Genomic DNA, 24,646 nt, shown 5'->3' with positions numbered 1-24,646 from the left:
AGAACGGACGTGTACGTACGGACGGCGCGCGGCGGCTCCGTGGAGCTCAGCCCGCGGCCCGCTGTCCGCGCCGGGTCAACCACAGCACCCCGGCCGCACCGGTCAGCAGTACCGTGCCGCCGAGCGTCCCGAGCGCCGTCGCCGAGTCGAGCGGTCCGGTCTTCGGGAGGGTCGTTTCCGAGGTGTCCTTCGAGCCGCCCGCCGCCGTCACATCGAGTTCGAGCGACGGCTTCGGACTGTTGCCCGGGGTGCAGGTCGTGGTCGTACCGAGCGCCTTGATGGTGAGCGCTCCGGCGGTGAAGCCGACCTTGCCGCTCTTCTTCGGGGTGTACGTACCCGACAGGTCACTGATCCTGATCGGGGTGTTCGCCGGGATCGCCTCGGCGTTCGCCGGTCCCGTGACCTGGACCTGACCCGATTCGGCGCCGCTCAGCCGGATGACCGCGCTGGGCTTCATGGCGCCCTTGCCCAGCTCGACGGGGCTGGACGAGACGCCCTTCTGGAAGGACATCGTGAGCGTGTAACTGCTGCCGCTCTTCACGCCCTTGATGTCGATGGGCGACACCGCGCTCTTGGCGCCGATCGGCGTCTTGCACTTGTAGTCGACGTCGACGACCGTGGCATGGGCGGCGGGCGCGGCCAGCAGCACCACCGAGCCGGCCAGCGCGGACGCCAGCGCGAGAGCTGTTCGCTTCGGGTACGGCACCTCAGTTCCCCTCATGCCGGAAGTCGCCGCGCACCGCATCACTCCGACGCAAGTTACTGACGACACATCAGATCGGGCGCTCAAGGTACGCCTGGGACCGTATGGAGGGAAGACGAAGAGCGCGCCGATCCGGCGCGCTCTTCGGGGGCGAGGAGGGGGCCGCACGGCCCGACGGTTCGGGTGGTGACTACGCGGGGGCGGCCAGCTCCGCCCATACGGTCTTGCCGGGCTCGCCCGGCACCCGCTGGACACCCCAGTCCAGACAGAGCCGCTGCACGATGAACATGCCGTGCCCGCCGGGCCGGCCCGCCCGGTGCGGGGTACGCGGCGCGGGCTGTCCCGCACCGCCGTCGACGACCTCCACCCGCAGCACCTTCGAGGTGCAGGCGACGCGAAGCTCCTCGGGTCCTTCCGCGTGCAGGCAGGCGTTCGTGACCAGTTCGGAGACGACCAGCAGGACGTCCTCGGCGGCTGCGCGCCGGTCGGCGCTCGACGCGGGGAGCCAGCCCCAGTCGTGCAGTGCCTGACGGGCGAAATCGCGGGCTGTCGGGACGATGCCGCTGACCCCCCGCAGGGGCAGCGTGCGCCACCGCCGGTCGACGGGCCCGGAGGAGGCTGCGTCGGCGCCGTCGCCCGCGCCCTCCGGCTCCCGGCCGAGGTCGCCCGGCGGATGCTGCCGGGTGGTGCTCATCAGCGCTTCACCTCACCGATTCACCATGTCGCCATTGAACAGTTACAGATACAGATACGGCCGCAGCTGCCGATACGGATACCGGCCGCATACAGAGTGTGCGGGCCGCCCGGGTCACGAGAGGTTCGCCGGGATGTCTCCTGCCCCGCCGTATCGTGACAACACCCACTTCGCCCATGCGGAATGCGTGAGGCAGGCGACACCCGGGACGGGTGGGGCTGCGCTCCGGGCCGCGATCAGGTGCCCAGCGCCGATTCGAGGGAGTCATGGACGATGAAGACCGCCTCGGCCCCGGTGATCTCGAAGACCCTCGCCACCATCGGCAGCATTCCGGCCAAATGGACCCCTCCCCCGGCCGCCTCCGCCTTGAGGCGGGCACCGAGCAGCACATTGAGCCCGGTGGAATCACAGAATTCGAGTCGCGAACAGTCGACCACCAGGCGGGTCCGTCCTCGCTCGACCGCGCCCTCAAGGGGTTCGCGGAGCAGATCGGCGGTGTGGTGATCCAACTCACCCACCGGCGTCACTACCTCACTGCGCCCCTCGGTCCGGACCTCGACCTGAAGTCGACCCCGGTTCGCACTGCCGACCGTCTGGCGGTCCATGCCCGTCCCTCTTCGCCGTTCGTCACTGCCTGCGTCACCATGCACGTCGCCCTCTGCGATGGCGCGTGCGGTTGCGTGTGTAGCTGTCGCTGACGCTCGTAAAACACTACGCGTTCCGTGCGGCACACGGTAGCCGAAAACCCCAACAAACCGGACATATGGCGTCAATTGGCGGTTGTATCCGCACGTCAGAACCGGGTAAGGGTAGAGGGACACCCGAAACACGACCGGCTTTGGAGGCGCCGCTTCACCGCAGGAACACGTATGGGCATCGGCAGCCATATGCCGAGAACGATGGAGGAGACCATGTCACCCCGGCTCGACGGACCGCGTACCCACATCGCGACGTCAGCATGTCCTCAGGGACTGACCGAATCAGACTCCCCTGCCGCGGTCGCCGTACCCGCTCCGCGCCGCAGTACCAGCAGCACCAGCGACATCAGCAGCGCCAAGGGCGGCGACGGTCTCGAAGGACTTCCCGAGATCCCGCCGTACGACGAAGTGGGCGCAACGGACGCCAGAGCGCTGTCGAAGACACTCTTCGCGCGGCTCGAGTCCCTCGAAGAGGGCACCCACGAGTACGCGTACGTGCGCAACACACTCGTCGAACTGAACCTGGCCCTGGTCAAGTTCGCCGCCTCACGGTTCCGCTCCCGCAGCGAACCGATGGAGGACATCATCCAGGTCGGCACCATCGGCCTGATCAAGGCGATCGACCGGTTCGAGCTGAGCCGGGGCGTCGAGTTCCCGACCTTCGCGATGCCGACCGTCATCGGCGAGATCAAGCGATTCTTCCGCGACACCAGTTGGTCCGTGCGCGTCCCGCGCCGGCTGCAGGAGTTGCGGCTCGACCTGGCCAAGGCGGGCGACGAACTCGCCCAGCAGCTCGACCGGGCGCCCACCGTGGGCGAACTCGCCGACCGCCTCGGACTCACCGACGACGAGGTCGTCGAGGGCATGGCCGCGAGCAACGCGTACACCGCGAGTTCGCTGGACGCCAAGCCCGAGGAGGACGACCACGAGGGCGCGCTGGCGGACCGGATCGGCTACGAGGACCACGGGCTCGAAGGCATCGAGTACGTCGAGTCCCTGAAGCCGCTGATCGCCTCGCTGCCGCGGCGCGAGCGCCGCATCCTCTCGCTCCGGTTCGTCGCCAATATGACGCAGTCGGAGATCGGTGAGGAGCTGGGCATCTCGCAGATGCACGTGTCCCGGCTGCTCTCCCGCACGCTGGTCAGACTCCGCAAGGGACTGACCCTGGAGGAGTGAACGGGCGTACCGTACGCCGGACTTGCGGAAGGGCCCGCCCCCACGGCTGATGCCGGGGGCGGGCCCTTCCGCATGCCCGGCATCAGCCGGGCACGCACCCCAACCCACGCCTCCGACGACGGGGGCATCGACTTCCGTGACGCGTCCGGCGAGATCGTCGCGACCATGCCCGCGCCCACGATGTGGGACAGCCAGGTCGACCCCCGCTCCCTGGAGCACACCAACCGCAGGAAGATCGCCATGGAGGTGACCCAGTCCGGCGACACCGCCGAACTGGTCCTGCGGCCGGACACCGCGTGGCTGCGTGACGAGAACACCCAGTACCCGGTCACCATCGACCCCTCGACCGACGCACTCGACGTACTGTTCGACACCTTCGTGCAGGGCGGCGACACCACGGACCAGTCGGTGAACACCGACCTGAAGGTCGGCTGGCCCGGCGACTACGAGGGAACCACCAAGCGCGTCGCGCGCTCCTTCCTCACCTTCCGCACCTCCAACTTCGCCGACGCGCTCGTGTCGAAGGCAACGCTGAAGATGTGGAACTACCACTCCTGGTCGTGCGAGAAGCGCGCCTGGGAGGTGTGGGCCGCGGGGGCCGCGAACACGAGCACCCGCTGGACCAAGCAGCCCTCGCGTCTCGAGAAGATCGCCACCTCCACGGACACGAAGTCCGCGACGTGCAAGACCGAGGGCTGGGCCACGGCCGACATCACCAGGCTCGCCCAGACCTGGGCCTCGGCCAAGGCCGAGACCGGCAGCATCGCGCTGAACGCCGCCGACGAGTCCGACACATACGGCTGGAAGCGCTTCTACTCCGCCGACGCCGCCGACCAGACCAAGGTCCCCACCCTGGAGGTGACCTACAACTACCGGCCCCGCAACGGCGCCAATCTGCAGGCCGGGCCGCCCTTCATCTCCAACGGCGGCATCTTCAAGGTCAACACCACCACCCCGATCCTGCGGTTCTCCACCGAGGACACCAACGGTGACGACACCATCGTCGGCACCTACGAGATCACCGACACCGCCACCGGCACGGTCGTGACCACCCTCAACGCACCCGCGGCGGCGGCGAACGCCACCTCGCAGGTCGAGGTGCCCGCCGGGAAGCTCACCTCCGGCAAGACCTACAGCTTCCGCACCACCACCTACGACGGCGAGCACTACGCCAACGGCTGGTCCGACCCGGTCCGTTTCACCGTCGACACCGCCTGGAAGCCGACCGCCGCCGAGAACACGCTGGGGCTGACCGACACCTACTCCGACGCGGCCGACATCACCGCGGCCACCTCGTCGGACTCCACGTACGCCTCCATCGCGGTGACCGAGGACAACGTCATCTCCGTCCCCTGGGACGGCAAGAACAACTCCATCGACGTCAAGAACTCCCTCATGCCCAACCAGCTCTCCATTCCGGAGGCCGGATCCAAGGGCACCCAGGTCGGAGGCAACGTCGTCTACAACTCCACCGGGCCCGTCGACACCGTGGTCCAGCCCACCGCTGACGGTGGCTCGCGCACGCTGAACATCCTGAAGAGCAGCGCGGCCCCCAAGACCTACGAGACCAGCTTCCAGATCCCCGCGGGCGTGAGCGCGGTCACGCACGACGACGGCTCCGTCTCCCTGTACTCGGCGGGCGACGACAACGCCGAGAAGGCACCCGCGAAGGAAGCCGCCGCCTTCTTCGACGCCCCCTGGGCCAAGGACGCCAACGGCAAGGACGTGCCCACCGCCTACAAGGTCGTCGGCAACAAGATCGTCCAGGAAGTCGAGTTCTCCTCGGCCAGCGCCTTCCCCATCGTGATCGACCCCGGGTTCTGGTCGACCACGTGGAAGATCACCAAGTGCGCGGCGGCCATCGCCGGTGTCATCGCCACCTTGACGCCGGTAGGCTCCTCGGCACGTGTGCTGACCGCCATCCGGCTGGTGAAGCGGATCGGCGTCAAGAAGACGGCGAACCTCATCCGCACCTACACCAAGCGCCGGAAGATGACCTCGGCACACCGCAAGGCCATCGCAGCGCTCCTCGGCATCTCCGCCATCCAGAATGCCTGCAAGTTCTAGGAGCCGTGCACAATGTTCGCGCTGATAGCGCTGCTGGCGCAGCTCGCGCTCATCTTCGTCCACCGGTCGAGGAACAAACTCCGCTCCAGGCCTAGCCCGCGCGCGCTCTACACCTGCCTGTGCCTGGTGGGCATCGCGGTCGGCTGGCTGGCCGTCGGCCGCCCGGAGATCACCTGGAGCGACGGTCCTCTCGTCCTCCTCAGCGGTCTGCTGATCACGGTCGAAGCGGCAGACGCGGCAGTCAAGCTCGGCGCGCCCCGCTGGGCGGACAAGGCGCTCTGCCTTCTGTGCGGAGCCGCGGCGGCGACGTGGATGGCGCCGGGGTGGATCCCCTGGGCCTAGAACCGCGTCGGGCCGTGTTCGCCCTGCTGTGACATGACGCGCCGCCCGGCACCGTGCCGGGCGGCGCGTTCGCGTCGTGCTGTGCGGGTCAGACGACGCGTTCGCCGCGCTGCCAGACCGCGTGGACCAGCGGCACGCCCGGCCGGTAGGCCAGGTGGACGTGGCTGGGCGCGTCCAGGAGCACCAGATCGGCGCGGGCGCCCGGGGAGATGCGGCCGATGTCCGTACGGCGCAGGGCCGCCGCGCCGCCCGCGGTGGCGGACCAGAGGGCCTCGTCCGGAGTCATGCCCATGTCGCGTACGGCCAGGGCGATACAGAAGGGCATGGACGAGGTGAACGACGAGCCCGGGTTGCAGTCCGTGGACAGCGCGACGGTGGCCCCCGCGCCGAGGAGGCGGCGGGCGTCGGGCCAGTTCGCGCGGGTGGAGAACTCGGCGCCGGGGAGGAGTGTGGCGACGGTGCTGCCCTGGGCGAGGGCGTCGACGTCCGCGTCGGTGAGGTGCGTGCAGTGGTCGGCGGAGGCGGCGTCCAGCTCGACGGCGAGCTGGACGCCGGGGCCGTGGGTGAGCTGGTTGGCGTGGACCCGGGGGTGCAGGCCCTTGGCCATGCCCGCGGTCAGGATCGCGCGGGCCTGGTCGCCGTCGAACGCGCCCTTTTCGCAGAACACGTCGACCCAACGGGCGTACGGGGCACAGGCGTCGAGCATCGGCCCGGTGACCAGGTCGACGTACCCGGCGGGATCGTCGGCGTAGTCCGGGGGGACGACGTGGGCGCCGAGGTAGGTGACCTCGTCTGTGTGGCGGGCGGCGATGCGCAGGGCGCGGGCCTCGTCCTCGACGGTGAGCCCGTAGCCGGACTTGGTCTCGAACGTGGTGGTGCCCTGGCGGAGCGCCTCGGCGAGATAGCGGACGACGTTGGCGTCCAGCTCGTCGTCGGTGGCGGCGCGGGTGGCGGCGACCGTGGTGCGGATACCGCCCGCCGTGTAGGGGCGGCCCGACATCCGGGCGTTGAACTCCTCGGTGCGGTCGCCCGCGAAGAGGAGGTGGGAATGGGAGTCGACGAATCCCGGGATCACCGCGCGGCCGCCCGCGTCGACGGCGGTGTCAGTGGCGGGTGCTTTGCTTGATTCACCGGTCCAGACGACCCGGTCGCCCTCGATGACGACGGCCGCGTCCAGGATCAGGCCCAGGGGGGAACCGTCACCGAGGGAGGGGTCGTTGGTGACCAGACTGGCGATGTTGGTGATGGCGGTCGTCGTCATCGGGGGACTGCTCTCCTTGCGAGGGTCCGGGGTCAGCCGTGCAGGACGGCGATGGCCGAGGCGAGTGCTGCGGGGACGTCCTCGACGAGCGTGTGCTGCCCGTCGCGGACGATGTGCCGGCCTGCCACGACCGTATGGCGCACATCGGCCGCGGAGGCGGCGAATACGACTGCCTCGGCGGCAAGTCGGGGCACCGGTCCCGCTGTTCTGACGGAGTCCAGGGCGACGGTGGTGAAGTCGGCGAGCGCGCCCGGTTCCAGGGTGCCCGCGTCGGACCGGCCGAGGGCGGCGTGCCCGTCGGCGGTGGCGGCGCGCAGCAGTGCGGCCGCCGTCCAGTGGCCGCGGGTATGGGTGCGCAGACGCTCGTTGAGCTCCATCGCGCGGGCCTCTTCGAAGAGGTCGATCACGGCGTGGCTGTCGCTCCCGAGAGAGAGCGGCGAGCCGGCGCGCTGCAGGGCGACGGCGGGTCCGATGCCGTCGGCGAGGTCGCGTTCGGTCGTGGGGCACATGCAGGTGCCGGTGGCCGAGACGCCGAGCAGCGCGATGTCCTCACTGCTGAGGTGGGTGTTGTGGATGCCGGTGGTGCGCGGGCCGAGGACCCCGTGGTCGGCGAGGAGCCGGGTGGGGGAACAGCCGTGGGCGGCCTGGCAGGCGTCGTTCTCCGCGGTCTGCTCGGAGAGGTGGACATGGAGGGGCGCCTGCCGCTCCTCGGCCCACTTCGCCACGGTCGCGAGCTGCCCGGCGGGCACCGCGCGTACGGAGTGGACGGCTGCGCCGATCAGGGCGTGGTCGCCGCTCCTGAGCAGGGAGGCGCGTTCGGCCCAGGCGTCCGCGGTGGTGTCGGAGAAGCGCAGCTGGTGCCGGTCGGGCTCCCGGTACTGGCCGGCCCGCTGCCCGAATCCGGCGGCGAGATAGGCCGTGTCCAGCAGGGTGATCCGGATCCCGGCCGCGTCGGCGGCGGCGATCAGGGCTTCGCCCATCGCGTTCGGGTTGTTGTACGGGGCTCCGCCGGGCGCGTGGTGCAGATAGTGGAACTCGCCCACCGCGGTGATGCCTGCCAGCGCCATCTCGGCGTACACGGCACGGGCCAGGTCGTAGTACGTATCGGGGGTGAGCCGGGACGCGACCTGGTACATGAGCTCGCGCCAGGTCCAGAAGGTGCCGGAGCCGACCTGGACGGTGGAGCGCAGTGCGCGGTGGAAGGCGTGCGAGTGGGTGTTGGCGAGCCCGGGCACCGTGAGCCCGCGCAGCACGGTGGCGCCCGGCGGCGGGGCGTCGACGCCGGTACGGATCCCGGCGATCCGCCCGTCGGCGACGTCCAGGGTCACGCCCGGCTCGACATGGGTGCCGAGCCAGGCGTGGGACATCCAGAACGTGGCGGTGCGGCGCGCGCCCGTCGGTGTCGTTGTCAGCTGCACGCGAGACCTTCCAGTACATCGGCGAGTGCGATCACCCCGGCGGTGCAGTCGTCCTCGGCGGCGTACTCGGCCGGCGAGTGCGAGATCCCGGTGGGGTTCCGTACGAACAGCATGGCGGTAGGGACCGAAGCGGACAAAATACCCGCGTCATGCCCGGCGCCGGTGCCGAGGACGGGCACGGCGCGGCCCGCGTCGCCGCCGCTTCGGCCGGTCAGGATCTTGCCGAGTTCGTCACGCAGGGCGTGCTGGAACTCCACGACGGGCGTGAAGGACTCCCGTACGACATCGAGATCGATGCCCGCACGCTCGGCGTGCTCCCGGGCGGCCCGCTCGATGCCGGTGACGACGGCGTCGAGGGTGTCCTGGTCGGCGGCGCGCGAATCGAGCCAGCCACGGACGAGGGAGGGGATGGCGTTGACGCCGTTCGGCTCGACGGCGATCTTCCCGAAGGTGGCGAGAGCACCGGTGAGTTCCGCCTCGCGGCGGGCGGCCAGCACGGTCTCGGCGTACGTGAGCATCGGGTCGCGCCGGTCGACGAGCCGGGTGGTCCCCGCGTGGTTGGCCTCGCCCCGGAAGTCGAACCGCCAGCGGCCGTGCGGCCAGATCGCGGAGGCGATACCGACCGGGTCGCCGCTGAGGTCGAGGGAGCGCCCCTGCTCGACATGGAGCTCGACGAACGCGCCGATGCGGGCCAGCCGCTCGGGGTCCGGGCCGATGGCGTCGGGGTCGTACCCGGCCGCCTCCATGGCCTGCGGCAGCGTGATGCCGTCGCCGTCGCGGAGCCGGCGCGCCTTCTCGACGGTCAGCTGCCCGGCGGCGAGCCGGGACCCGACACAGGCGAGCCCGAACCGGGCCCCTTCCTCGTCACCGAAGTTGGTGATGGCGAACGGCCGGGTGAACTCGGCTCCTCTGCCGCGGAGTTCGTCGAGCGCCGCGAAGGAGGAGACCACACCGAGCGGCCCGTCGAACGCACCGCCGTCGGGCACGGAGTCGAGGTGCGACCCGGTGACGACGGCGTCGTCACCGAGCGGATCCCCGAGCCAGGCCCACTGATTCCCGTTCCGGTCGACCTCGTACCCGAGCCCACGCGCTTCGGCCTGCTCCCGGAACCAGACCCGGCAGTCGGCATCGGCACCGGTCCAGGCGTACCGCCGGTACCCACCGCTCTCGGGGTGGCGTCCGATGGGGGCAAGTTCCTTCCACATGGCCTGGAAGGACGGCTGCCCGGCCCCTCCCGGTCCCTGCGGACCATGGGGGAGGATGGGCGCCGGGAAACCCTCGGCGCCCACGAAACCGCTTCCGCCCGGCAGGCTCACTGCCCCTCCGTCATGGGAACCCGCACGCCCTTGTCCGCGGCAACGGACTCCGCGATGTCGTACCCCGCGTCGACGTGCCGGATGACTCCCATTCCCGGGTCGTTCGTCAGCACCCGGCGGATCTTCTCGCCCGCCAGCTTCGTACCGTCGGCCACGGTCACCTGACCGGCGTGGATGGAGCGCCCCATCCCGACGCCGCCGCCGTGGTGGATGGAGACCCAGGAGGCGCCGGACGCCACGTTGACCATGGCGTTCAGCAGGGGCCAGTCCGCGATCGCGTCGGACCCGTCGAGCATCGCCTCGGTCTCGCGGTACGGGGACGCCACCGACCCGCAGTCCAGGTGGTCGCGGCCGATCGCCAGCGGTGCGGCCAGCTCGCCGGAGGCCACCATGTCGTTGAACCGCTCACCGGCGCGGTCGCGCTCGCCGTAGCCGAGCCAGCAGATCCGGGCGGGCAGCCCCTGGAAGTGGACGCGCTCGCCGGCCATCTTGATCCACCGGTGCAGCGACTCGTTCTCCGGGAAGAGTTCGAGCATCGCCTTGTCGGTCTTGTGGATGTCCGACGCCTCGCCGGACAGCGCGGCCCAGCGGAACGGGCCCTTGCCCTCGCAGAACAGCGGCCGGATGTACGCGGGGACGAACCCGGGGAAGTCGAATGCCCGGTCGTAGCCCGCGAGCTGGGCCTCGCCGCGGATCGAGTTGCCGTAGTCGAAGACCTCGGCCCCGGCGTCCATGAAGCCGACCATCGCCTCGACGTGCTTGGCCATCGCCTCGCGTGCCCGCTGCGTGAAGTCGGCGGGCTTCTCGGCGGCGTACGAGGCCATGTCGTCGAAGTCGACGCCGATCGGGAGGTACGCGAGCGGGTCGTGCGCGCTGGTCTGGTCGGTGACGATGTCGATCGGGGCGCCCTCGGCGAGCATCCGGGGCAGCAGCTCCGCCGCGTTGCCGAGCAGCCCGATGGAGAGCGGCTTGCGCGCGTCACGCGCTTCGGTGGCGAGCTGGAGCGCGTGCTCCAGGGAGTCGGCGCGCACATCGAGGTAGCGGTGCTCGATGCGGCGCTCGATGGCGCGCGGATCGCAGTCGATACAGATCGCCACGCCGTCGTTCATGGTCACGGCGAGCGGCTGGGCGCCGCCCATGCCGCCGAGCCCGGCGGTCAGGGTGATCGTCCCGGCCAGCGTCCCGTTGAACTTCTTGGCGGCGACGGCGGCGAACGTCTCGTACGTGCCCTGCAGGATGCCCTGCGTACCGATGTAGATCCACGACCCGGCCGTCATCTGGCCGTACATGGTGAGTCCGAGCGCCTCCAGGCGGCGGAACTCCTCCCAGTTCGCCCAGTCGCCCACCAGGTTGGAGTTGGCGATCAGGACGCGCGGCGCCCACTCGTGGGTCTGCATGACACCGACCGGGCGCCCGGACTGGACGAGCATCGTCTCGTCCTGCTTGAGCGTCTGCAGCGTGCGCACCATCGCGTCGAACGAACGCCAGTCGCGGGCCGCCTTGCCCGTGCCGCCGTAGACGACGAGCTTGTCGGGGTGTTCGGCGACCTCGGGGTCGAGATTGTTCTGCAGCATGCGGAGGGCGGCTTCCTGCTGCCATCCCAGGGCGCTCAGTTCGGTACCGCGCGGTGCCCGTACGGGGCGGGGTCCTGACATGGCAATGCCTCCTCGCGACTGTGTTGCTTCTATTCATATCCTGCTGCTCTGAATACTTGTAGTCAACAGGCGCGCCCGAAAGACCTGCCCCGAAGACGGGATGCGACACCGAACGCGGACAGAACATGACAGGGGCGACAGCGGGTCCGACCGTTTCCGATCACCTTCCGCATGTACCAATGGAAAATGCCAGAACTCCCACCTGGGGCGGGCACGCTGCATAGCCTCGGGGTCACAGCCGCACGTCAGGTCGGGAGGGAGTCCGCGTGCCCGGAATCGACGAGTGCCTGCTCGAAGTCACGAGGCTGCCCGGTGCCCGCGGCGCCGCGGTGGTCGACTGGACGAGCGGTCTCGCCCTAGGCACCATCGGCGACTCGCCCAACGGCGATCACGAGGCGACCGCCGCCGAGACGGCCGAGGTGGCGCGCATGGCGGGGAGCAGCCCGTGTTCGCCCTCTCCGTCCCGGAACCCTTAACAGGCCCGGGCGGGAACGACGTTACCGCGACAGGCGCCGCGCCACCGGTGGAAGACGTCATCGTCACCACCCGCGCCGGCTACCACATCATCCGATTCGTCGAGACGGCCTTCGACAGCAGCGTCTTCCTGCATCTGTGGCTCGACCGCTCCGACGGCAACCTGTCGCTGGCCCGGATGAGGCTGGGCGAGATGGCGGAGCGGCTGATCCTGGCATGAGAGCCACCGCGCCCGAGAGAACACCTCCCGCGAGAACCTCACCCGAGAGAACCTTCCCTGTGAGAGCAGCGTCCGCCCTCTCCCCCATGCTCCGGCGTCTCGCCGCCGAGCGCGCCACCGGCGCCCTGATGCGCGACCGCGGCACGCTCTACCTCGCCGACGACCAGGTCGTGCACGCCGAGAGCCCCTCGACACCAGGCCTCGACATCCTGCTCACCGCGGGCGGCGCCCTGCACCGCGACGGGTGGTGGGACGCGGTCGCCCAGGCAGGCGCCGGGCAGCCGGTCGGCCGCTACCTGGTGGACAGCGGGCGGATACCCGGCGGCGCACTGGAGCTCTGCCACTTGAGTGCTCTGTACGACGCCGCCTTCTTCGCCCTCTCCCCCACCCGGACCCCGGCCCGGTTCCGTTACGGGGTCTCGCACTGGATCGGTCCCGTGCGCCCCGTCCCCGTCGATGCCGTTCAGCGCGAGACGCTCCGGCGCCGGGCACTGTTGGACCGGATCTGGCCCGACGCGGTGACCGACACCGCCCCGCTCGCCCGGGCGACCCATCCCGTCGACACCCCTGTCCCGTCGCGCCGGCGCCGCGTACTCGACCTGGTGGACGGAGCACGTACGGCATCCGACATCGCCCAGCACCTGGGCCGCTCGGCGTTCCACATCCTCGTCGACCTTCGGCGGCTCACGGCCGCCGGACTGGTCGAAGCGGTCCGGCAGGCGGCGGCCCCGTCCGCCTCCGCTCCCGGCCGGATCACGCTTCCCAAGGTCACGGACGACCCCGACGTCGCCCTGCTGCGCCGGCTCAGAGACGCATTGGAGGCCCTGTGATACGCGCGCTCAGACAGCGTGCCGGGAGGAGACAGCCGATGGTTCCCGAGGCCGAAGTCCAGGGCGTCCTGGACGAACTCCAGCGGCTACGGGCCCGGGTGCCGCTCCTCGCGGGCGCGCTGGCGGCCAGCACCGAAGCGTCACTCAAGGAAGCAATGACGTCCATCGAGGGCACCCTCGGTGTCGCACTCGTCGGCTACACCAGCGGCATGGCGCTGGGCACCCTCGGCGGCGGCAAGGACTTCAACCTGGAGGTCGCTGCCGCGGGCAACACGGATGTCGTACGCGCCAAACTCCGCACCATGGAACATCTCGGCATCAAGGATGAGATCGAGGACATCCTGATCACCCTCGGCGCCCAGTACCACCTGATCCGGCTGCTCAAGGCGCGCGGCAACAACGGTCTCTTCCTCTGCCTGGTACTGGACAGCGGCCGCGCCAACCTGGCGATGGCCCGCCACCAGCTGAAGCGGATCGAGGCCGAACTGGAAGTCTGACCTCCGCGGGACGCCCTCAGCGACGCCGCGTCCCACCGGGCGCGGCGTCGCCCGCCACCGGCCCGGTCGTCCGGTACGCCGCGACCTGCTTGCCCGCGGGCCGCCCCTTCTCCACCCAGTCGGTCCGCACCCAGTACAGGACGTCGTCCTTCCGCTCCCGCTGCCCGATCCGGACGGACTTGGCCCAGAGGCCGGCCCCCGCACCCGCAAGCATCAGCCCACCGGCGCCGGGCAGCAGGAATCCGCCGGCGATCGCCACGAGAAACCCGCCCAGCAGCCACCACCGGTGCCCGCGCCGCCAGTTGCGTACGGTCACGGCCCGGTCCTGGAGGAAATCCGTCCGCCCGGCACGGGTGGCGGCCCTCGCCAGCTCCGCGTACCTGCGCCCGCGCGCGAGCGCCACCACAACCGCGGTGATCAGGAAGAGCGCGGCTCCGGCGAGCAGTCCGATCCGACGGCCGGTGAGCCCCGGGACGAGCGCACCGACGGCGGCGGCGAGCAGCCCCAACCACCACAGCGGTACGGCTCCGGCCCGTACGATCACCGCCACCCTCGCCAGCGACTGCGCTCCGCGCCCCACGTCCGTACCCCTCTCGACAGCCATCGATGCTGATTCTCGGGGCGCAGATTAACGGCCGTATCTGAGCGGTGTCTGAGAATCGGCGAGGAATGCCGACCACCGGCCGGACTTCCCTCAGCACCGGACACCCGCCCGGCCGGTCAGCCCGGCAGCCACATCCCGTGCGTCACGCCCTCATTCCACGAACAGCCCGCGCGCCGCCGCCCGCGCGTCGAACTCCTCCAGCCGCGCCTGCGCGTCCGGCAGGTCGTCGCACATTGCCTCCAGCAGCACCCGCCCCAGCAGCATCGGCGCGCACGCCGTGTCGAAGGCGAGTCCGGTGCCGACGGCCGCGGGAATCAGCAGGTCGCTGTGTTTGGCCACCGGGGCGAACGCCGAATCGGCGACCGACACCACGGCCAGTCCCTGCTCCTGGGCGTACGCGAGCGCGTCCACGACCTCCTTGGGATGGCGCGGCAGCGCGAAGCAGACCAGCGCGCTCGCCCCCGCCCGGCGCGCGGCCTCGATCCGGTCGTGCAGCATGCTGCCGCCCTCGTCGAGCACTCGCACGTCCGGGTGGACCTTGGCGGCGAAGTAGCCGAAGCCCCGCGCCTGCGAGGAGGCGGCGCGCAGCCCGAGCACCGGCAGCGGGCGCGACGCGGCGAGCAGCCGCCCCGCCCGCTCGACCGGAGTGGGGTCGGCGAGGAGTTCGGCGAGGTGCTGCAGGTTCTCGATCTCGGCGCGGACGGCCTGCTGGTACTCGTTGTACGTGTCGGCGGCGGTGCCCGCACCTCCCTCGACGGGGCCGGGCGCGACCTCCCGCAGGTACCTGCGCAGCGCCGGATATCCGTCGAACCCGAGCGCGACGGCGAACCGGGTGACGGAGGGCTGGCTGACCCCGGCGAGCTCGGCCAGCTCCACACTCGAGAGGAACGGGACGTCCCCGGCCCTGCGCACCATCGAGTGCGCGATCCGCCGCTGCGTGGGCGTGAGCCGGTGCCCCTCGAAGAGCTGCTGCAACCGCGCGGCCGGGCTGCTCCCGTTCATGCTGTCCCCCTAGTGCTGGTGCTGGTGCTGGTGAGATCGGTGTTCCACAGGTCCGTACAGAGGTCGAGCAGCTCCCCGGCCGCCGCCTTCACATCATCGGCGAGCGGCCGGTCGCGGGCTTCTGTCACCAGTGTTTTACCCCGAGGCATTGACAACCTATTCAGTCAACGAGAACTCTGTATGACTATATGCAGTCGGGGCTCGGCCTGAAGGACGTGCACGGAGTCGATGAGAGCCGTCGCCGAAAATGACAGTGCCCACGACAGCAAGGTCCGACTGCCGGCCGTACAACAGCACGCGGTCACCGTCCGAGACGCCCGCGGCGGCAAGCGCGTCCGCAACGGCGCCCGCCTGCGCGGCCAAGTGCGCCGAGCCTCTGCCCCTCGCACTTCGAGCGGTGGTCGGGAAGCAGCCGCAGGTGCGCCACAACGGCCCGGTTCACTCCTGCTCCGCAGGTGTGAGGCCCAGGAAGCGCGGTGACATCAGCGCCATCAGGCCCGCGGCGGCGAGTACGGCGGCACACACGATCGCCGCAGTGAAAGCATCCGTGATGTCGGCCAGTCGGCCCAGAAAATTCATGGTGACCACCAACGCGAGACTCTGCACCACAGTGATGACCGCCTGGACCCTGGAGAGATGGGTCTCCGGACTCGCCCCCAGCATCAGCGGGCCGAGATGGGTGACGAAGACGCCGAGACCGGCGCCGAAGAGAACCGCCGCCGCCACCGCCAGATATGCCTGGTGTGTGGCAGCGAGCGAGGCGATTCCGAGCGCCATAGGTACGACGCTCAACGCGGCGGCGCGCCCCGGATACCGCAGCGCACCCCAGCGCGCCACCGTCAGCGCGACGGCCAGGGCGCCAAGCGCCTGACCGCCCAGAACGAAACCGGCGGCCTGAGCGCCCCACTCGTTCTCACGCGCGATAAGTGGGACGAGCAGGGAGGTGACGGGTATCGCGAAGCCGGCGACTACACCGGTGAGGAGCAGCGCGGGGCGAAGCACCGGGTGGCTGAGCGAGAAAGACACGCCCTGGGCCGCCTCGCGCAGAATGTTTGTCCGTTCGGGAGACTTCTCCACATCGAAGCGCGGGCGGATGAGCACCACCACCACAACGGCGAAGACGAAGGTGAGACCGTCGAACAGTGCGGCGGCGCCCAATCCGCCGACCGCGATGAGCGCACCGCCGAGTGAGCCGCCGACCAGCGAGATCAGCTGGGTGCCGCTCTGATTGAGACCGACTGCACGGTCGAGACCGTCCGTTCCCACCAGCCGTCTGGGCATCGAACCCGACACCGGCAGATAGAAGGCGTCGATCGTACCGATGACCACTCCTGCCGCCAGGAGCAGCCAGAGCGGCGAACCCAGGGAGAATGCCGTCACCGCCACCACGACAGCCATCACGAGCATCGCCGAGTCGCCCACGATCAGGATGCGCCGTGCGGAGAATCGGTCAGCAACCGCCCCGCCCACCAAGAGCAGCAACGTTCGTGGAAGCGTCACGGCAGTCAGGACCAGCCCCGCTGCCCCACCGCCGTGCGCCGTGGCCGCCCACCCGAGCGCGAAGAACATCGCGGCGTCGCCAAGCTGGGAAGTGAGTGCCCCACTCAACCAAAACAGGTAGTCCTTAGGCAGCTTTGCGCGTGTCTGTACGCGGTCATCAAAGGTGGTCACCGGGCTCACGGTAACGGCCCGAACCCAACGGCGCCGCATGGTTGATCTTGCTGGCGCCAGACGGAATATCAGCCCGGGCGCCGCCCGAGGGGCCGGCCGGGACAGTCACGACACCCAGGGCATCAGTAGCGCACTCCAGCAGCCCCGGCTTGGAAATCACGCGCTCTCGAAGAGGGGGGTTAGCCCCACTGCCCCGGGCCCCTCCGCTTCGTACCGTAGATACATGGAAGCCCGCGACCCGGAGCTCAAGAGTGAGCTCAATGCCGCCTTGCAGGCCCGCAGTGAACTGGGGCCGGAGTACGAGTCCGCGCTCATCGACTCGTTCCTGGAGAAGGTCGACCAGCGTCTCGACGTCACGCTCGACCGGCGAGTGCGGCGGCATCTCGCCGAACAGCAGCTGGTGGTCGCCCGGGGGGCCCGGGAACCGCAGCCGCCGATGGGGAACTTCGGTGAGCGGTTCGGGTTCGGGGTCATCTCATTGATCCTGGCCGTCCCGCTGTCCGCGATCGGGGTCACGAACGCCGGGACCAATGGGCTCGTCGTGGCCTGGCTGGGGATCGTCGGGGTGAATGTCGCCCAGGCCGCCCGTAGCCGGCCGTTGTTCCGGCGCTCGGAGGATCGCACGAAGTCCGACTGGGAGGACTGAGCGGCCGGCCGGGCCCGCAGCGACCGGCGGTTACGCCTGGCGCGTGGGGAGCACGATCAGCTGGCGCAGGTTGACGTGGCGCGGGCGACTGGTGGTGTAGGCGACCAGGTCGGCGATGTCCTCGCCGGACAGGGAGCCCAGCGCGTCGAACATGCCGTCCAGCCGGCCCGACAGCTCCGCGTTGTCGATGTGGCTGCCCGGCTCCGTTTCGGTGAGGCCCGGCTCGATGTTCGTGACGCGGACGTCTCGCGGGCCGAACTCCGTGCGCAGGGATGCCGACAGGTGGCTGAGTGCCGCCTTCGTCGCCCCGTACACGGCGTAGTTGGGGAACGCGATGTGCGCGCCGATCGACGAGATGTTCACCAGGTCCGCGGTGCGGCCCTCGGCGGCGGCCGCGACCAGGTCGGGGGTGAAGGCGCGGATGATCCGCAGCGCGCCCGGCACATTGGTGTCGAGCATCCGCTGCCACTCGTCGGTACGGCCCTCGTCCACCGGGTTCGGCAGCATCACTCCGGCCGCGTTGACCACCAGGTCGACCCGGCCGTAGGCGGTGCGGACACGCTCGGCGGCCGCGTCGACGGATTCCTGGTCGGTGACGTCGGCCGCCACGACGAGCGCTTCGCCGCCCTCCGCCGTGATCTTGGCGGCCACCTCTTCCGGATACCGGGACTGCGGAGCGGACCGCGCTGCTGGCGAGCTGGGCGGCCGCGCCCGCCGGATGAGCGGCCCTCGGCCGCTGGTGGTCGTACAGGGGTATGTCGCGGGGACCGCCGCACCCCCGGTTTCCCGGGGGGCGGGACGACGGCGGTCCCCGCGAGGGACGCGGGTCCGGGTCAGGGCCGGGTGCGCGCGTCCTGGCGACAGTGGAGGTCCGGGAGCCGCTCCGTAGTCCGCGTCGCCGTCTTGGGTGCCGGCGGGATTCCCTGCCGGCACCCACCAATGTGCCGGAGCCGTGTTAAGCCGGTGCTGCGCGTACGTGTCGTGCTCGTACCGATTTCGCGAAGCCCCGAATCGCTCCCTACTGCTTCGGGCCCGCGTCCTTCGCCAGGAACGCCAGCAGGTCCTGCCTGCTCACGACGCCCTTCGGCTTGCCCTCCACCAGCACGATCGCCGCGTCCGCACCGCCCGCGCCGCCGAGCACCGACATCAGGTCCTCGACCGGTTCTCCGGAGCCGACCTGCGGCAGCGGCGGCGACATGTGCTTCTCCAGCGGGTCGGTGAGCGAGGCGCGCTGCGCGAACAGTGCGTTCAGCAGTTCCCGCTCCACGACCGAGCCGATGACCTCGGCGGCCATCACGTCCGGGTGGCCGGCGCCCGGCTTCACGATCGGCATCTGCGAGACGCCGTACTCGCGCAGGACGTCGATCGCCTCCCCGACGGTCTCCTCCGGGTGCATGTGGACGAGCGTCGGCAGCGGACCGTCCTTGTGGTCGAGCACGTCACCGACGCGGGCGGACGTACCCGTGCCGTCCAGGAAGCCGTAGTCGGCCATCCACTCGTCGTTGAAGATCTTGCTCAGGTAGCCGCGGCCGCTGTCCGGGAGGAGCACGACGACCACGTCGTCCGGTCCGAGGCGCTGCGCGATCTCCAGGGCCGCCACGACCGCCATGCCGCAGGAGCCGCCGACGAGCAGCCCCTCCTCCTTGGCGAGCCGCCGGGTCATCTGGAAGGAGTCCTTGTCGGACACGGCGACGATCTCGTCCGTGACCGTCCGGTCGTACGCGGTCGGCCAGAAGTCCTCGCCGACGCCCTCGACCAGGTACGGACGACCCGAACCGCCGGAGTAGACCGAGCCCTCCGGGTCCGCGCCGACGATCTTGACCGAGCCGCCGCTGACCTCCTTCAGATAGCGGCCGGTGCCGGTGATCGTGCCACCGGTTCCCACGCCCGCCACGAAGTGGGTGATCTTGCCGTCCGTCTGCTCCCACAGCTCGGGACCGGTGGTCTCGTAGTGCGAGCGCGGGTTGTTCGGGTTCGAGTACTGGTCGGGCTTCCAGGCACCCGGCGTCTCCCGGACCAGCCGGTCCGAGACGTTGTAGTAGGAGTCCGGGTGCTCGGGGTCAACGGCCGTCGGGCAGACGACGACCTCCGCACCGTAGGCGCGCAGCACATTGATCTTGTCCGTGGACACCTTGTCCGGGCAGACGAAGATGCACTTGTAGCCCTTCTGCTGGGCGACGATCGCCAGGCCGACGCCCGTGTTGCCGCTCGTCGGCTCGACGATCGTGCCGCCGGGCTTCAGCGCGCCGCTCTCCTCCGCGGCCTCGATCATGCGCAGGGCGATCCGGTCCTTCACCGAACCGCCGGGGTTGAAGTACTCGACCTTGGCCAGCACCGTCGCCTGGATGCCGGCCGTGACACTGCGCAGCCTCACCAGCGGGGTATTGCCAACGAGACTGATCATCGAATCGTGAAATTGCACCGTGTTACTCCGGGGTCTCCGAGATGGTGCGGCCAGGGTATGCGTACGGGCATGAGATTGGGCGAAGCGATTGGCCGACGGTCATTACGGGGCAGTTAGCTGTAGGTACGGCGGGTACGGCAAGGAGGAGGTGGACCGGACTGTGTCGAGAGCAAGGGTGGCACGGCGGATCGCGGCGGGCGCGGCCTATGGCGGCGGCAGCATCGGACTGCTCGGCGCGGCGACGGCAGGCGTGTTGCTGGCGGAGGTCCAGCTGGCGAAGCGGCACGTGGGAGGCGGTATCGCGCCGGTTCCGCCCAGTGCGGACGGGCGGTACGGGGTGGCGTTCACCGGGCCTGCGGACCCGCTGCGGCTCGGGCTGCTCGGTGACTCGACCGCGGCCGGCCAGGGGGTGCGCAGGGCCGGGCAGACGCCCGGGGCGCTGCTCGCCTCGGGGCTCGCGGCGGTGTCCGAGCGCCCGGTGGATCTGCGGAACGTCGCGCAGCCGGGAGCCCGGTCGGACGATCTGGAGCGGCAGGTCTCGCTCTTGCTGGCCGACACATCCCGTCCGCCGGACGTCTGCGTGATCATGATCGGGGCGAACGATGTGACGCACCGGATGCCCGCCACCCAGTCGGTGCGGTACCTGACCACCGCCGTGCGCAGGCTGCGTACGGCGGGTGCGGAGGTGGTCGTCGGGACCTGCCCGGATCTGGGCACGATCGAGCCGGTCTACCAACCGCTGCGCTGGCTGGCCCGGCGGGCGAGCCGTCAGCTGGCGGCGGCGCAGACGATCGGTTCGGTGGAGCAGGGCGGGCGAACGGTGTCGCTGGGCGACCTGCTGGGGCCGGAGTTCGAGGCGAATCCGCGCGAGCTGTTCGGCCCGGACAACTACCACCCGTCGGCCGAGGGGTACGCGACGGCGGCGATGGCACTGCTGCCGACCCTGTGCGCCGTGCTGGGCCTGTGGCCGGAGTCCGACCGTCTCGACGGGTCGCGGCGTGAGGACATGCTGCCGGTGGCCAAGGCGGCGTCCCAGGCGGCCCGGGAGGCCGGTACGGAGGTCACGGGGGCGCGGGCGCCGTGGGCTCTCCTCAAGCACCGCAGGCGCCGGCGTCTGCCCGCGGCCACGGAGCCGGCTGTACGACACTCGGATACAGAGCACCTGGACGGCCGGCACCCGGAGGTCCAGCCTCCGGAGGTCCAGCACCTGGACGGCCGGCGTCCGGACGGGAAGCGCCCGGACGTGCCACTGGACAGGGACCCTCGCGCAGGCGGGGACGCGGGCACGGACCCCGCGCCCCGGACCGCCTGAGCGGTCGCTTAGAAAAGAGGCCCGCATCACACAGCCTGCCGGGTGACCTCGGCGATACGTACGGGTAACTTCCAAGACAGTCCCACTGAGCCCTGCTCAGAGCCTGTCGGGTGACCTTCGATCGGAGAGCGGACGCGGCGTGGTGCGTGCGATTCCAAGGCGCCGGGATGGCCTCGTAGCGGAGCTACTAGGGCATTTCGGCAACGCCGGAAGCGTGCGTGCCACGCCGTGACCGCCCGATCAGAGGTCGCCCGACAGGCTCTCAGCCCGCCGGGCCTCCCGTTCGGTCCTGCTCAGCCCAGACAGTCAGACAGCCTTCCAGCCCTCATGGAGCCGCGTGATGCCCGAAGCCGTGATCGTCTCTGCTGCCCGTTCCCCCATCGGCCGGGCCTTCAAGGGGTCGCTGAAGGACCTGCGGGCGGACGACCTGACCGCCACGATCATCCAGACCGCGCTGGCCAAGGTCCCCGAGCTGGACCCGAAGGACATCGACGACCTGATGCTCGGCTGCGGCCTCCCCGGCGGCGAGCAGGGCAACAACCTGGGCCGCATCATCGCCGTGCGGATGGGCATGGACCACCTTCCCGGCTGTACGGTCACCCGCTACTGCTCGTCCTCGCTGCAGACCAGCCGCATGGCGCTGCACGCCATCAAGGCCGGCGAGGGCGATGTCTTCATCTCCGCCGGTGTCGAGATGGTGTCCCGCTTCGTGAAGGGGAACTCGGACAGCCTGCCGGACACGCACAACCCGCTCTTCGCCGAGGCCGAGGCCCGTACCGCGGCCCGCGCCGAGGAGACCGGCGCGGGCTGGCACGACCCGCGCGAGGACGGCCTCGTCCCGGACGCGTACATCGCGATGGGGCAGACCGCCGAGAACCTGGCCCGGCTCAAGGGTGTCACCCGTCAGGACATGGACGAGTTCGGCGTGCGGTCGCAGAACCTCGCCGAGGAAGCCATCAAGAACGGCTTCTGGGCGCGCGAGATCACTCCGGTGACGACCCCCGACGGCACCGTCGTGTCGCAGGACGACGGCCCGCGCGCGGGCGTCACCCTGGAGGGCGTGCAGGGCCTGAAGCCGGTCTTCCGCCCCGACGGCCTGGTCACCGCGGGCAACTGCTGCCCGCTCAACGACGGCGCCGCCGCGCTCGTGATCATGTCCGACACCAAGGCGCGCGAGCTGGGTCTGACCCCGCTGGCCCGGATCGTCTCGACCGGCGTCTCCGGTCTCTCCCCCGAGATCATGGGGTACGGACCGGTGGAGGCGAGCAAGCAGGCGCTGAAGCGTGCCGGCCTCACCGTCGACGACATCGACCTGGCCGAGATCAACGAGGCGTTCGCCGCCCAGGTGATCCCCTCCTACCGCGACCTCGGCCTGCCGCTGGAGAAGGTCAACGTCAACGGTGGCGCCATCGCCGTCGGCCACCCCTTCGGCATGACCGGCGCCCGGATCACCGGCACGCTGATCAACAGCCTGCAGTTCCACGACAAGCAGTTCGGTCTGGAGACCATGTGCGTGGGCGGCGGCCAGGGCATGGCGATGGTCATCGAGCGGCTGAGCTGAGCTGCAGCGGAGGGTAGGGGGCGCCTGAGGTACGAAGGCGGCACCTGCCCGCAGTGCAAGCGAAGCGAACGCGACCACGGGTTCGAGCGGCTGAGCTGAGCTGCAGCGGAGGGTAGGGGGCGCCTGAGGTACGAAGGCGGCACCTGCCCGCAGTGGAAGCGAAGCGAACGCGACCACGGGTTCGAGCGGCTGAGCTGAGCTGCAGCGGAGGGTAGGGGTTGGTAACTGCTTGCCGGCGAGCCGGCCGGTTCCGAGCCCCGACCGTGACCGAATCTCCCCCAGGATGTGACCTATCTCCTGGGGGAGAGCCATTTCCGCAGGTCACACCCACATCAGGGCTAAACCCCAGGCACAAAGACCTGTCCAATTCGTGACGTAATGCACTGACACCGGGCGCAGGCAGAGGACAAGCTGATGTAGGAAGTCGGGGGATCGATTGAAACCGGGAGTATGTCAGTGAGCGCCATGCCTCTTGCCCTGTTGCTGACCGCCGCCGCTGCCACGGCCGTGGGTGGTGCTGCTCTGCACGCTGCTCACGGGCTGCGCAAGCAGGTCATGGCCCTGCGGATGGAGCTGGCTGCCGGCCGTGCCCGTACCGCCGCCGTGCCCCAGCAGGTCCGCAGCACCGCCGCCCCCGCCGCCGAGATACGTGCGGCCGTGGCCGAGGCACTCGCCGAGGAGCGTGAGCGCGAGCTCGCCGAGGCGCGGGCGTTCTGGGCCTCCCAGGAGGCGCGCGACGCCGCGGACGCCCCGTCCCTGCTGGGCGGCCTGTCCGGGATCGGTGAGGACGCGCCGTTCTTCATGCCGCGCCAGGCGGACTTCGCGGGCCTTGAGGCGATGGACCTCGACGCCACCGAGGCACTCGAGGAGCTGACGGAACTGGCCGAGTCGGCCGACACAACCGAGTTTCCGGAGATGGTGGAGTTCGTCGAGGACTCCCCCGAGCTGGCGGCGGCCCGTCGCCGTCACCCCTCGCACCCCGACTTCGTACCGGTGCAGACCCCGGTCGTCACCGACCACGAGCGCACCGTGAGCCGGCTGGAGGAGCTCGCCGACAGCCGGACCGAGCTCGCCGACGTACGCCCCGGCCCGCTCGGCACGCTCGATGTCTACGTCTTCGCCGACGGCACCACGCTCTGTATGACCCCCGGCCACCGCGAGACGGCCGAGCGGCTCGCCGGGGCACTGCTGGCGGGTGAGCACCCGGTACTGCTGGGCGGTTCCGGTGTCTCCGGCGCGTACGCCCTGACCTTCTCCTGCGGCAAGGAGAACGTCTACATTCTCGCCGACCGCGTCATCGCCTCGCTCTGACCCGCGGGAACCCCCGGTTCCCGCGCAGCGGCCCCCGTCGGCCGCTGCCACGACCTCCCGTACGGGACGGCCGCTACGCGAAAGCCCGGGCGGTCGCTTCCTCGACGAATCGCACGGCCTCGTCCAGTTCGACGGACGGGGCCCTTTCCAATGCCACCGCCAGGTCCCGGCCCGCGACCGCGACCTGGTCGCCGACCGCGAACATCCCCGCGTCCGGCATGATGCGGGGCTCGCGGCCCGGTGACTCGATGCGCTGGGCCCGTACGGCCAATTCCCTGGCCGTGGCCAGTCCTTCGGCGGCCGCTCCGCGCTGCAGCCTGCTCTGCGGGGCGGCGCGCAGCCGGTCGGCGAATCGGTCCACGACGGTGACCAGCGGGGTCGTATCGAGCATGCCGCGACCCTACGCGCCCTCCCGTGATGGTTGCCAACGGGCCGACGCTCAGGCACGGTGTCGGGAAGGACCAGCAACGCGCAATGCGTCGGAGGCGCCGATGACCCATGTCTTCTCCGAAGAGACCCATCGCAATCTGCTCTCCAGAATCCCTCACTGCACCGGTCGTGAAGTCTCCGACTGGCTCCGCACCGTCGAAGACGGCCCTGCCCTCCGGTTCGACGAGAAGGTCAGCTGGCTGCGGAGCGAACACGACCTCGCCTACGGACACGCGAAGGCGCTCGTCCACGAGTACGACCTGAGAGCCTGTCGGGTGGCCGGTTGATTACGCTGCGATGAGGTCCTCGATGGTCTTGGTTCGGGCGGTCTTGCGGTGGGATTCATGGCTCCACC

24 protein-coding genes and 1 pseudogene are annotated in these 24,646 nt (G+C 70.3%); 11 read left to right on the top strand and 14 right to left on the bottom strand.

All coding sequences use genetic code 11. The features are described from left to right. Positions 1 to 46: 46 nt before the first annotated feature. The 3 genes from ACGFSA_RS25510 to ACGFSA_RS25500 form a co-directional block, all read right to left on the bottom strand. Positions 47 to 706, bottom strand: coding sequence for a peptidase (locus tag ACGFSA_RS25510; protein WP_393307923.1), 660 nt, complete (start codon positions 704 to 706; stop codon positions 47 to 49). 187 nt (positions 707 to 893) lie between these two features. Further along, on the bottom strand, positions 894 to 1,397 hold the full coding sequence (locus tag ACGFSA_RS25505) for an ATP-binding protein (RefSeq protein ID WP_393307921.1): 504 nt from the start codon (positions 1,395 to 1,397) through the stop codon (positions 894 to 896). A gap of 236 nt (positions 1,398 to 1,633) precedes the next feature. Further along, positions 1,634 to 2,002, bottom strand: coding sequence for an STAS domain-containing protein (locus tag ACGFSA_RS25500; RefSeq protein ID WP_393307919.1), 369 nt, complete (start codon positions 2,000 to 2,002; stop codon positions 1,634 to 1,636). A gap of 306 nt (positions 2,003 to 2,308) precedes the next feature. Here ACGFSA_RS25500 and ACGFSA_RS25495 point away from each other — a divergent pair, with 306 nt between their 5' ends. The 3 genes from ACGFSA_RS25495 (at position 2,309) to ACGFSA_RS25485 (ending at position 5,680) form a co-directional block, all read left to right on the top strand. Beyond that, the gene (locus ACGFSA_RS25495) at positions 2,309 to 3,271 is read left to right on the top strand and encodes an RNA polymerase sigma factor SigF (RefSeq protein ID WP_393308011.1); all 963 of its coding nucleotides are present in this window, start codon (positions 2,309 to 2,311) and stop codon (positions 3,269 to 3,271) included. 72 nt (positions 3,272 to 3,343) lie between these two features. Continuing rightward, positions 3,344 to 5,338 (top strand): DNRLRE domain-containing protein, encoded by a 1,995-nt coding sequence (locus ACGFSA_RS25490; RefSeq protein ID WP_393307917.1) that lies wholly within the window; start codon positions 3,344 to 3,346, stop codon positions 5,336 to 5,338. Positions 5,339 to 5,350: 12 nt separating this feature from the next. Next, the gene (locus ACGFSA_RS25485; protein ID WP_393307915.1) at positions 5,351 to 5,680 is read left to right on the top strand and encodes a hypothetical protein; all 330 of its coding nucleotides are present in this window, start codon (positions 5,351 to 5,353) and stop codon (positions 5,678 to 5,680) included. An 88-nt stretch (positions 5,681 to 5,768) separates the two neighbouring features. On the opposite strand, the gene hutI is transcribed toward ACGFSA_RS25485, so the two are convergent. The 4 genes from hutI to hutU all read right to left on the bottom strand — a co-directional run bounded on the left by hutI (position 5,769) and on the right by hutU (position 11,330). Beyond that, a complete protein-coding gene (hutI, locus tag ACGFSA_RS25480) occupies positions 5,769 to 6,941 on the bottom strand; it encodes an imidazolonepropionase (RefSeq protein WP_393307913.1) in 1,173 nt (390 codons plus the stop codon). A gap of 32 nt (positions 6,942 to 6,973) precedes the next feature. Next, a complete protein-coding gene (locus tag ACGFSA_RS25475; protein ID WP_393307911.1) occupies positions 6,974 to 8,359 on the bottom strand; it encodes a formimidoylglutamate deiminase in 1,386 nt (461 codons plus the stop codon). Next, positions 8,350 to 9,564, bottom strand: coding sequence for an allantoate amidohydrolase (locus tag ACGFSA_RS25470; RefSeq protein WP_393308009.1), 1,215 nt, complete (start codon positions 9,562 to 9,564; stop codon positions 8,350 to 8,352). Before ACGFSA_RS25470 ends, ACGFSA_RS25475 begins: the two co-directional genes overlap by 10 nt. Before the next feature lie 107 nt (positions 9,565 to 9,671). Next, positions 9,672 to 11,330, bottom strand: coding sequence for a urocanate hydratase (hutU, locus tag ACGFSA_RS25465; protein ID WP_266984889.1), 1,659 nt, complete (start codon positions 11,328 to 11,330; stop codon positions 9,672 to 9,674). 266 nt (positions 11,331 to 11,596) lie between these two features. Between hutU and ACGFSA_RS25460 the strand changes: the two are divergent. The 3 genes and pseudogenes from ACGFSA_RS25460 (at position 11,597) to ACGFSA_RS25450 (ending at position 13,351) form a co-directional block, all read left to right on the top strand. Next, positions 11,597 to 12,024: pseudogene (locus ACGFSA_RS25460) on the top strand (hypothetical protein). An 86-nt stretch (positions 12,025 to 12,110) separates the two neighbouring features. After that, on the top strand, positions 12,111 to 12,854 hold the full coding sequence (locus ACGFSA_RS25455; RefSeq protein WP_393307908.1) for a transcriptional regulator: 744 nt from the start codon (positions 12,111 to 12,113) through the stop codon (positions 12,852 to 12,854). Between the two features lie 155 nt (positions 12,855 to 13,009). Continuing rightward, positions 13,010 to 13,351, top strand: a complete 342-nt coding sequence (locus ACGFSA_RS25450) for a hypothetical protein (protein WP_393308007.1) — start codon at positions 13,010 to 13,012, stop codon at positions 13,349 to 13,351. Positions 13,352 to 13,367: 16 nt separating this feature from the next. Here the strand turns inward: ACGFSA_RS25450 and ACGFSA_RS25445 are convergent, their stop codons facing one another. The 4 genes from ACGFSA_RS25445 to ACGFSA_RS25430 form a co-directional block, all read right to left on the bottom strand. Next, complete coding sequence (locus ACGFSA_RS25445; RefSeq protein ID WP_393307906.1) at positions 13,368 to 13,955, bottom strand: hypothetical protein; 588 nt, start codon at positions 13,953 to 13,955, stop codon at positions 13,368 to 13,370. 150 nt (positions 13,956 to 14,105) lie between these two features. Beyond that, a complete protein-coding gene (locus ACGFSA_RS25440) occupies positions 14,106 to 14,957 on the bottom strand; it encodes a MurR/RpiR family transcriptional regulator (RefSeq protein WP_393307904.1) in 852 nt (283 codons plus the stop codon). Then, positions 14,954 to 15,085: a hypothetical protein gene (locus ACGFSA_RS25435; RefSeq protein ID WP_393307902.1), complete on the bottom strand. Its 132-nt coding sequence runs from the start codon at positions 15,083 to 15,085 to the stop codon at positions 14,954 to 14,956. The genes ACGFSA_RS25440 and ACGFSA_RS25435 overlap by 4 nt, the downstream gene beginning before the upstream one ends. A 310-nt stretch (positions 15,086 to 15,395) precedes the next feature. Continuing rightward, entirely contained in the window at positions 15,396 to 16,637 is a 1,242-nt protein-coding gene (locus ACGFSA_RS25430; RefSeq protein ID WP_393307900.1) for an MFS transporter, read from the bottom strand. Positions 16,638 to 16,851: 214 nt separating this feature from the next. Between ACGFSA_RS25430 and ACGFSA_RS25425 the strand changes: the two genes are divergently transcribed. Beyond that, positions 16,852 to 17,274: a hypothetical protein gene (locus ACGFSA_RS25425; RefSeq protein ID WP_393307898.1), complete on the top strand. Its 423-nt coding sequence runs from the start codon at positions 16,852 to 16,854 to the stop codon at positions 17,272 to 17,274. A 30-nt stretch (positions 17,275 to 17,304) separates the two neighbouring features. On the opposite strand, the gene ACGFSA_RS25420 is transcribed toward ACGFSA_RS25425, so the two are convergent. Both ACGFSA_RS25420 and ACGFSA_RS25415 read right to left on the bottom strand, forming a co-directional pair. Next, the gene (locus ACGFSA_RS25420; RefSeq protein WP_393308005.1) at positions 17,305 to 17,994 is read right to left on the bottom strand and encodes an SDR family oxidoreductase; all 690 of its coding nucleotides are present in this window, start codon (positions 17,992 to 17,994) and stop codon (positions 17,305 to 17,307) included. Between the two features lie 298 nt (positions 17,995 to 18,292). Further along, positions 18,293 to 19,696, bottom strand: coding sequence for a cystathionine beta-synthase (locus tag ACGFSA_RS25415; protein WP_393307896.1), 1,404 nt, complete (start codon positions 19,694 to 19,696; stop codon positions 18,293 to 18,295). A 157-nt stretch (positions 19,697 to 19,853) separates the two neighbouring features. On the opposite strand from ACGFSA_RS25415, the gene ACGFSA_RS25410 reads away from it, so the two are divergent. The 3 genes from ACGFSA_RS25410 (at position 19,854) to ACGFSA_RS25400 (ending at position 23,862) form a co-directional block, all read left to right on the top strand. After that, entirely contained in the window at positions 19,854 to 20,990 is a 1,137-nt protein-coding gene (locus ACGFSA_RS25410; RefSeq protein WP_393308003.1) for an SGNH/GDSL hydrolase family protein, read from the top strand. 340 nt (positions 20,991 to 21,330) lie between these two features. Continuing rightward, the gene (locus ACGFSA_RS25405; RefSeq protein ID WP_393307894.1) at positions 21,331 to 22,551 is read left to right on the top strand and encodes an acetyl-CoA C-acetyltransferase; all 1,221 of its coding nucleotides are present in this window, start codon (positions 21,331 to 21,333) and stop codon (positions 22,549 to 22,551) included. A 450-nt stretch (positions 22,552 to 23,001) separates the two neighbouring features. Next, positions 23,002 to 23,862: a hypothetical protein gene (locus tag ACGFSA_RS25400; protein WP_393307892.1), complete on the top strand. Its 861-nt coding sequence runs from the start codon at positions 23,002 to 23,004 to the stop codon at positions 23,860 to 23,862. Positions 23,863 to 23,935: 73 nt separating this feature from the next. On the opposite strand, the gene ACGFSA_RS25395 is transcribed toward ACGFSA_RS25400, so the two are convergent. Then, complete coding sequence (locus ACGFSA_RS25395; RefSeq protein WP_393307890.1) at positions 23,936 to 24,253, bottom strand: hypothetical protein; 318 nt, start codon at positions 24,251 to 24,253, stop codon at positions 23,936 to 23,938. Positions 24,254 to 24,353: 100 nt separating this feature from the next. On the opposite strand from ACGFSA_RS25395, the gene ACGFSA_RS25390 reads away from it, so the two are divergent. Next, a complete protein-coding gene (locus ACGFSA_RS25390; protein ID WP_393307888.1) occupies positions 24,354 to 24,578 on the top strand; it encodes a DUF4287 domain-containing protein in 225 nt (74 codons plus the stop codon). Positions 24,579 to 24,646: the final 68 nt, after the last annotated feature.

It is taken from the genome of Streptomyces sp. NPDC048496 (assembly GCF_043200055.1).
GTDB lineage: Bacteria > Actinomycetota > Actinomycetes > Streptomycetales > Streptomycetaceae > Streptomyces.
Note: the sequence above shows the minus strand (reverse complement) of the source record. Positions and strands in the feature narration are given on the sequence as shown.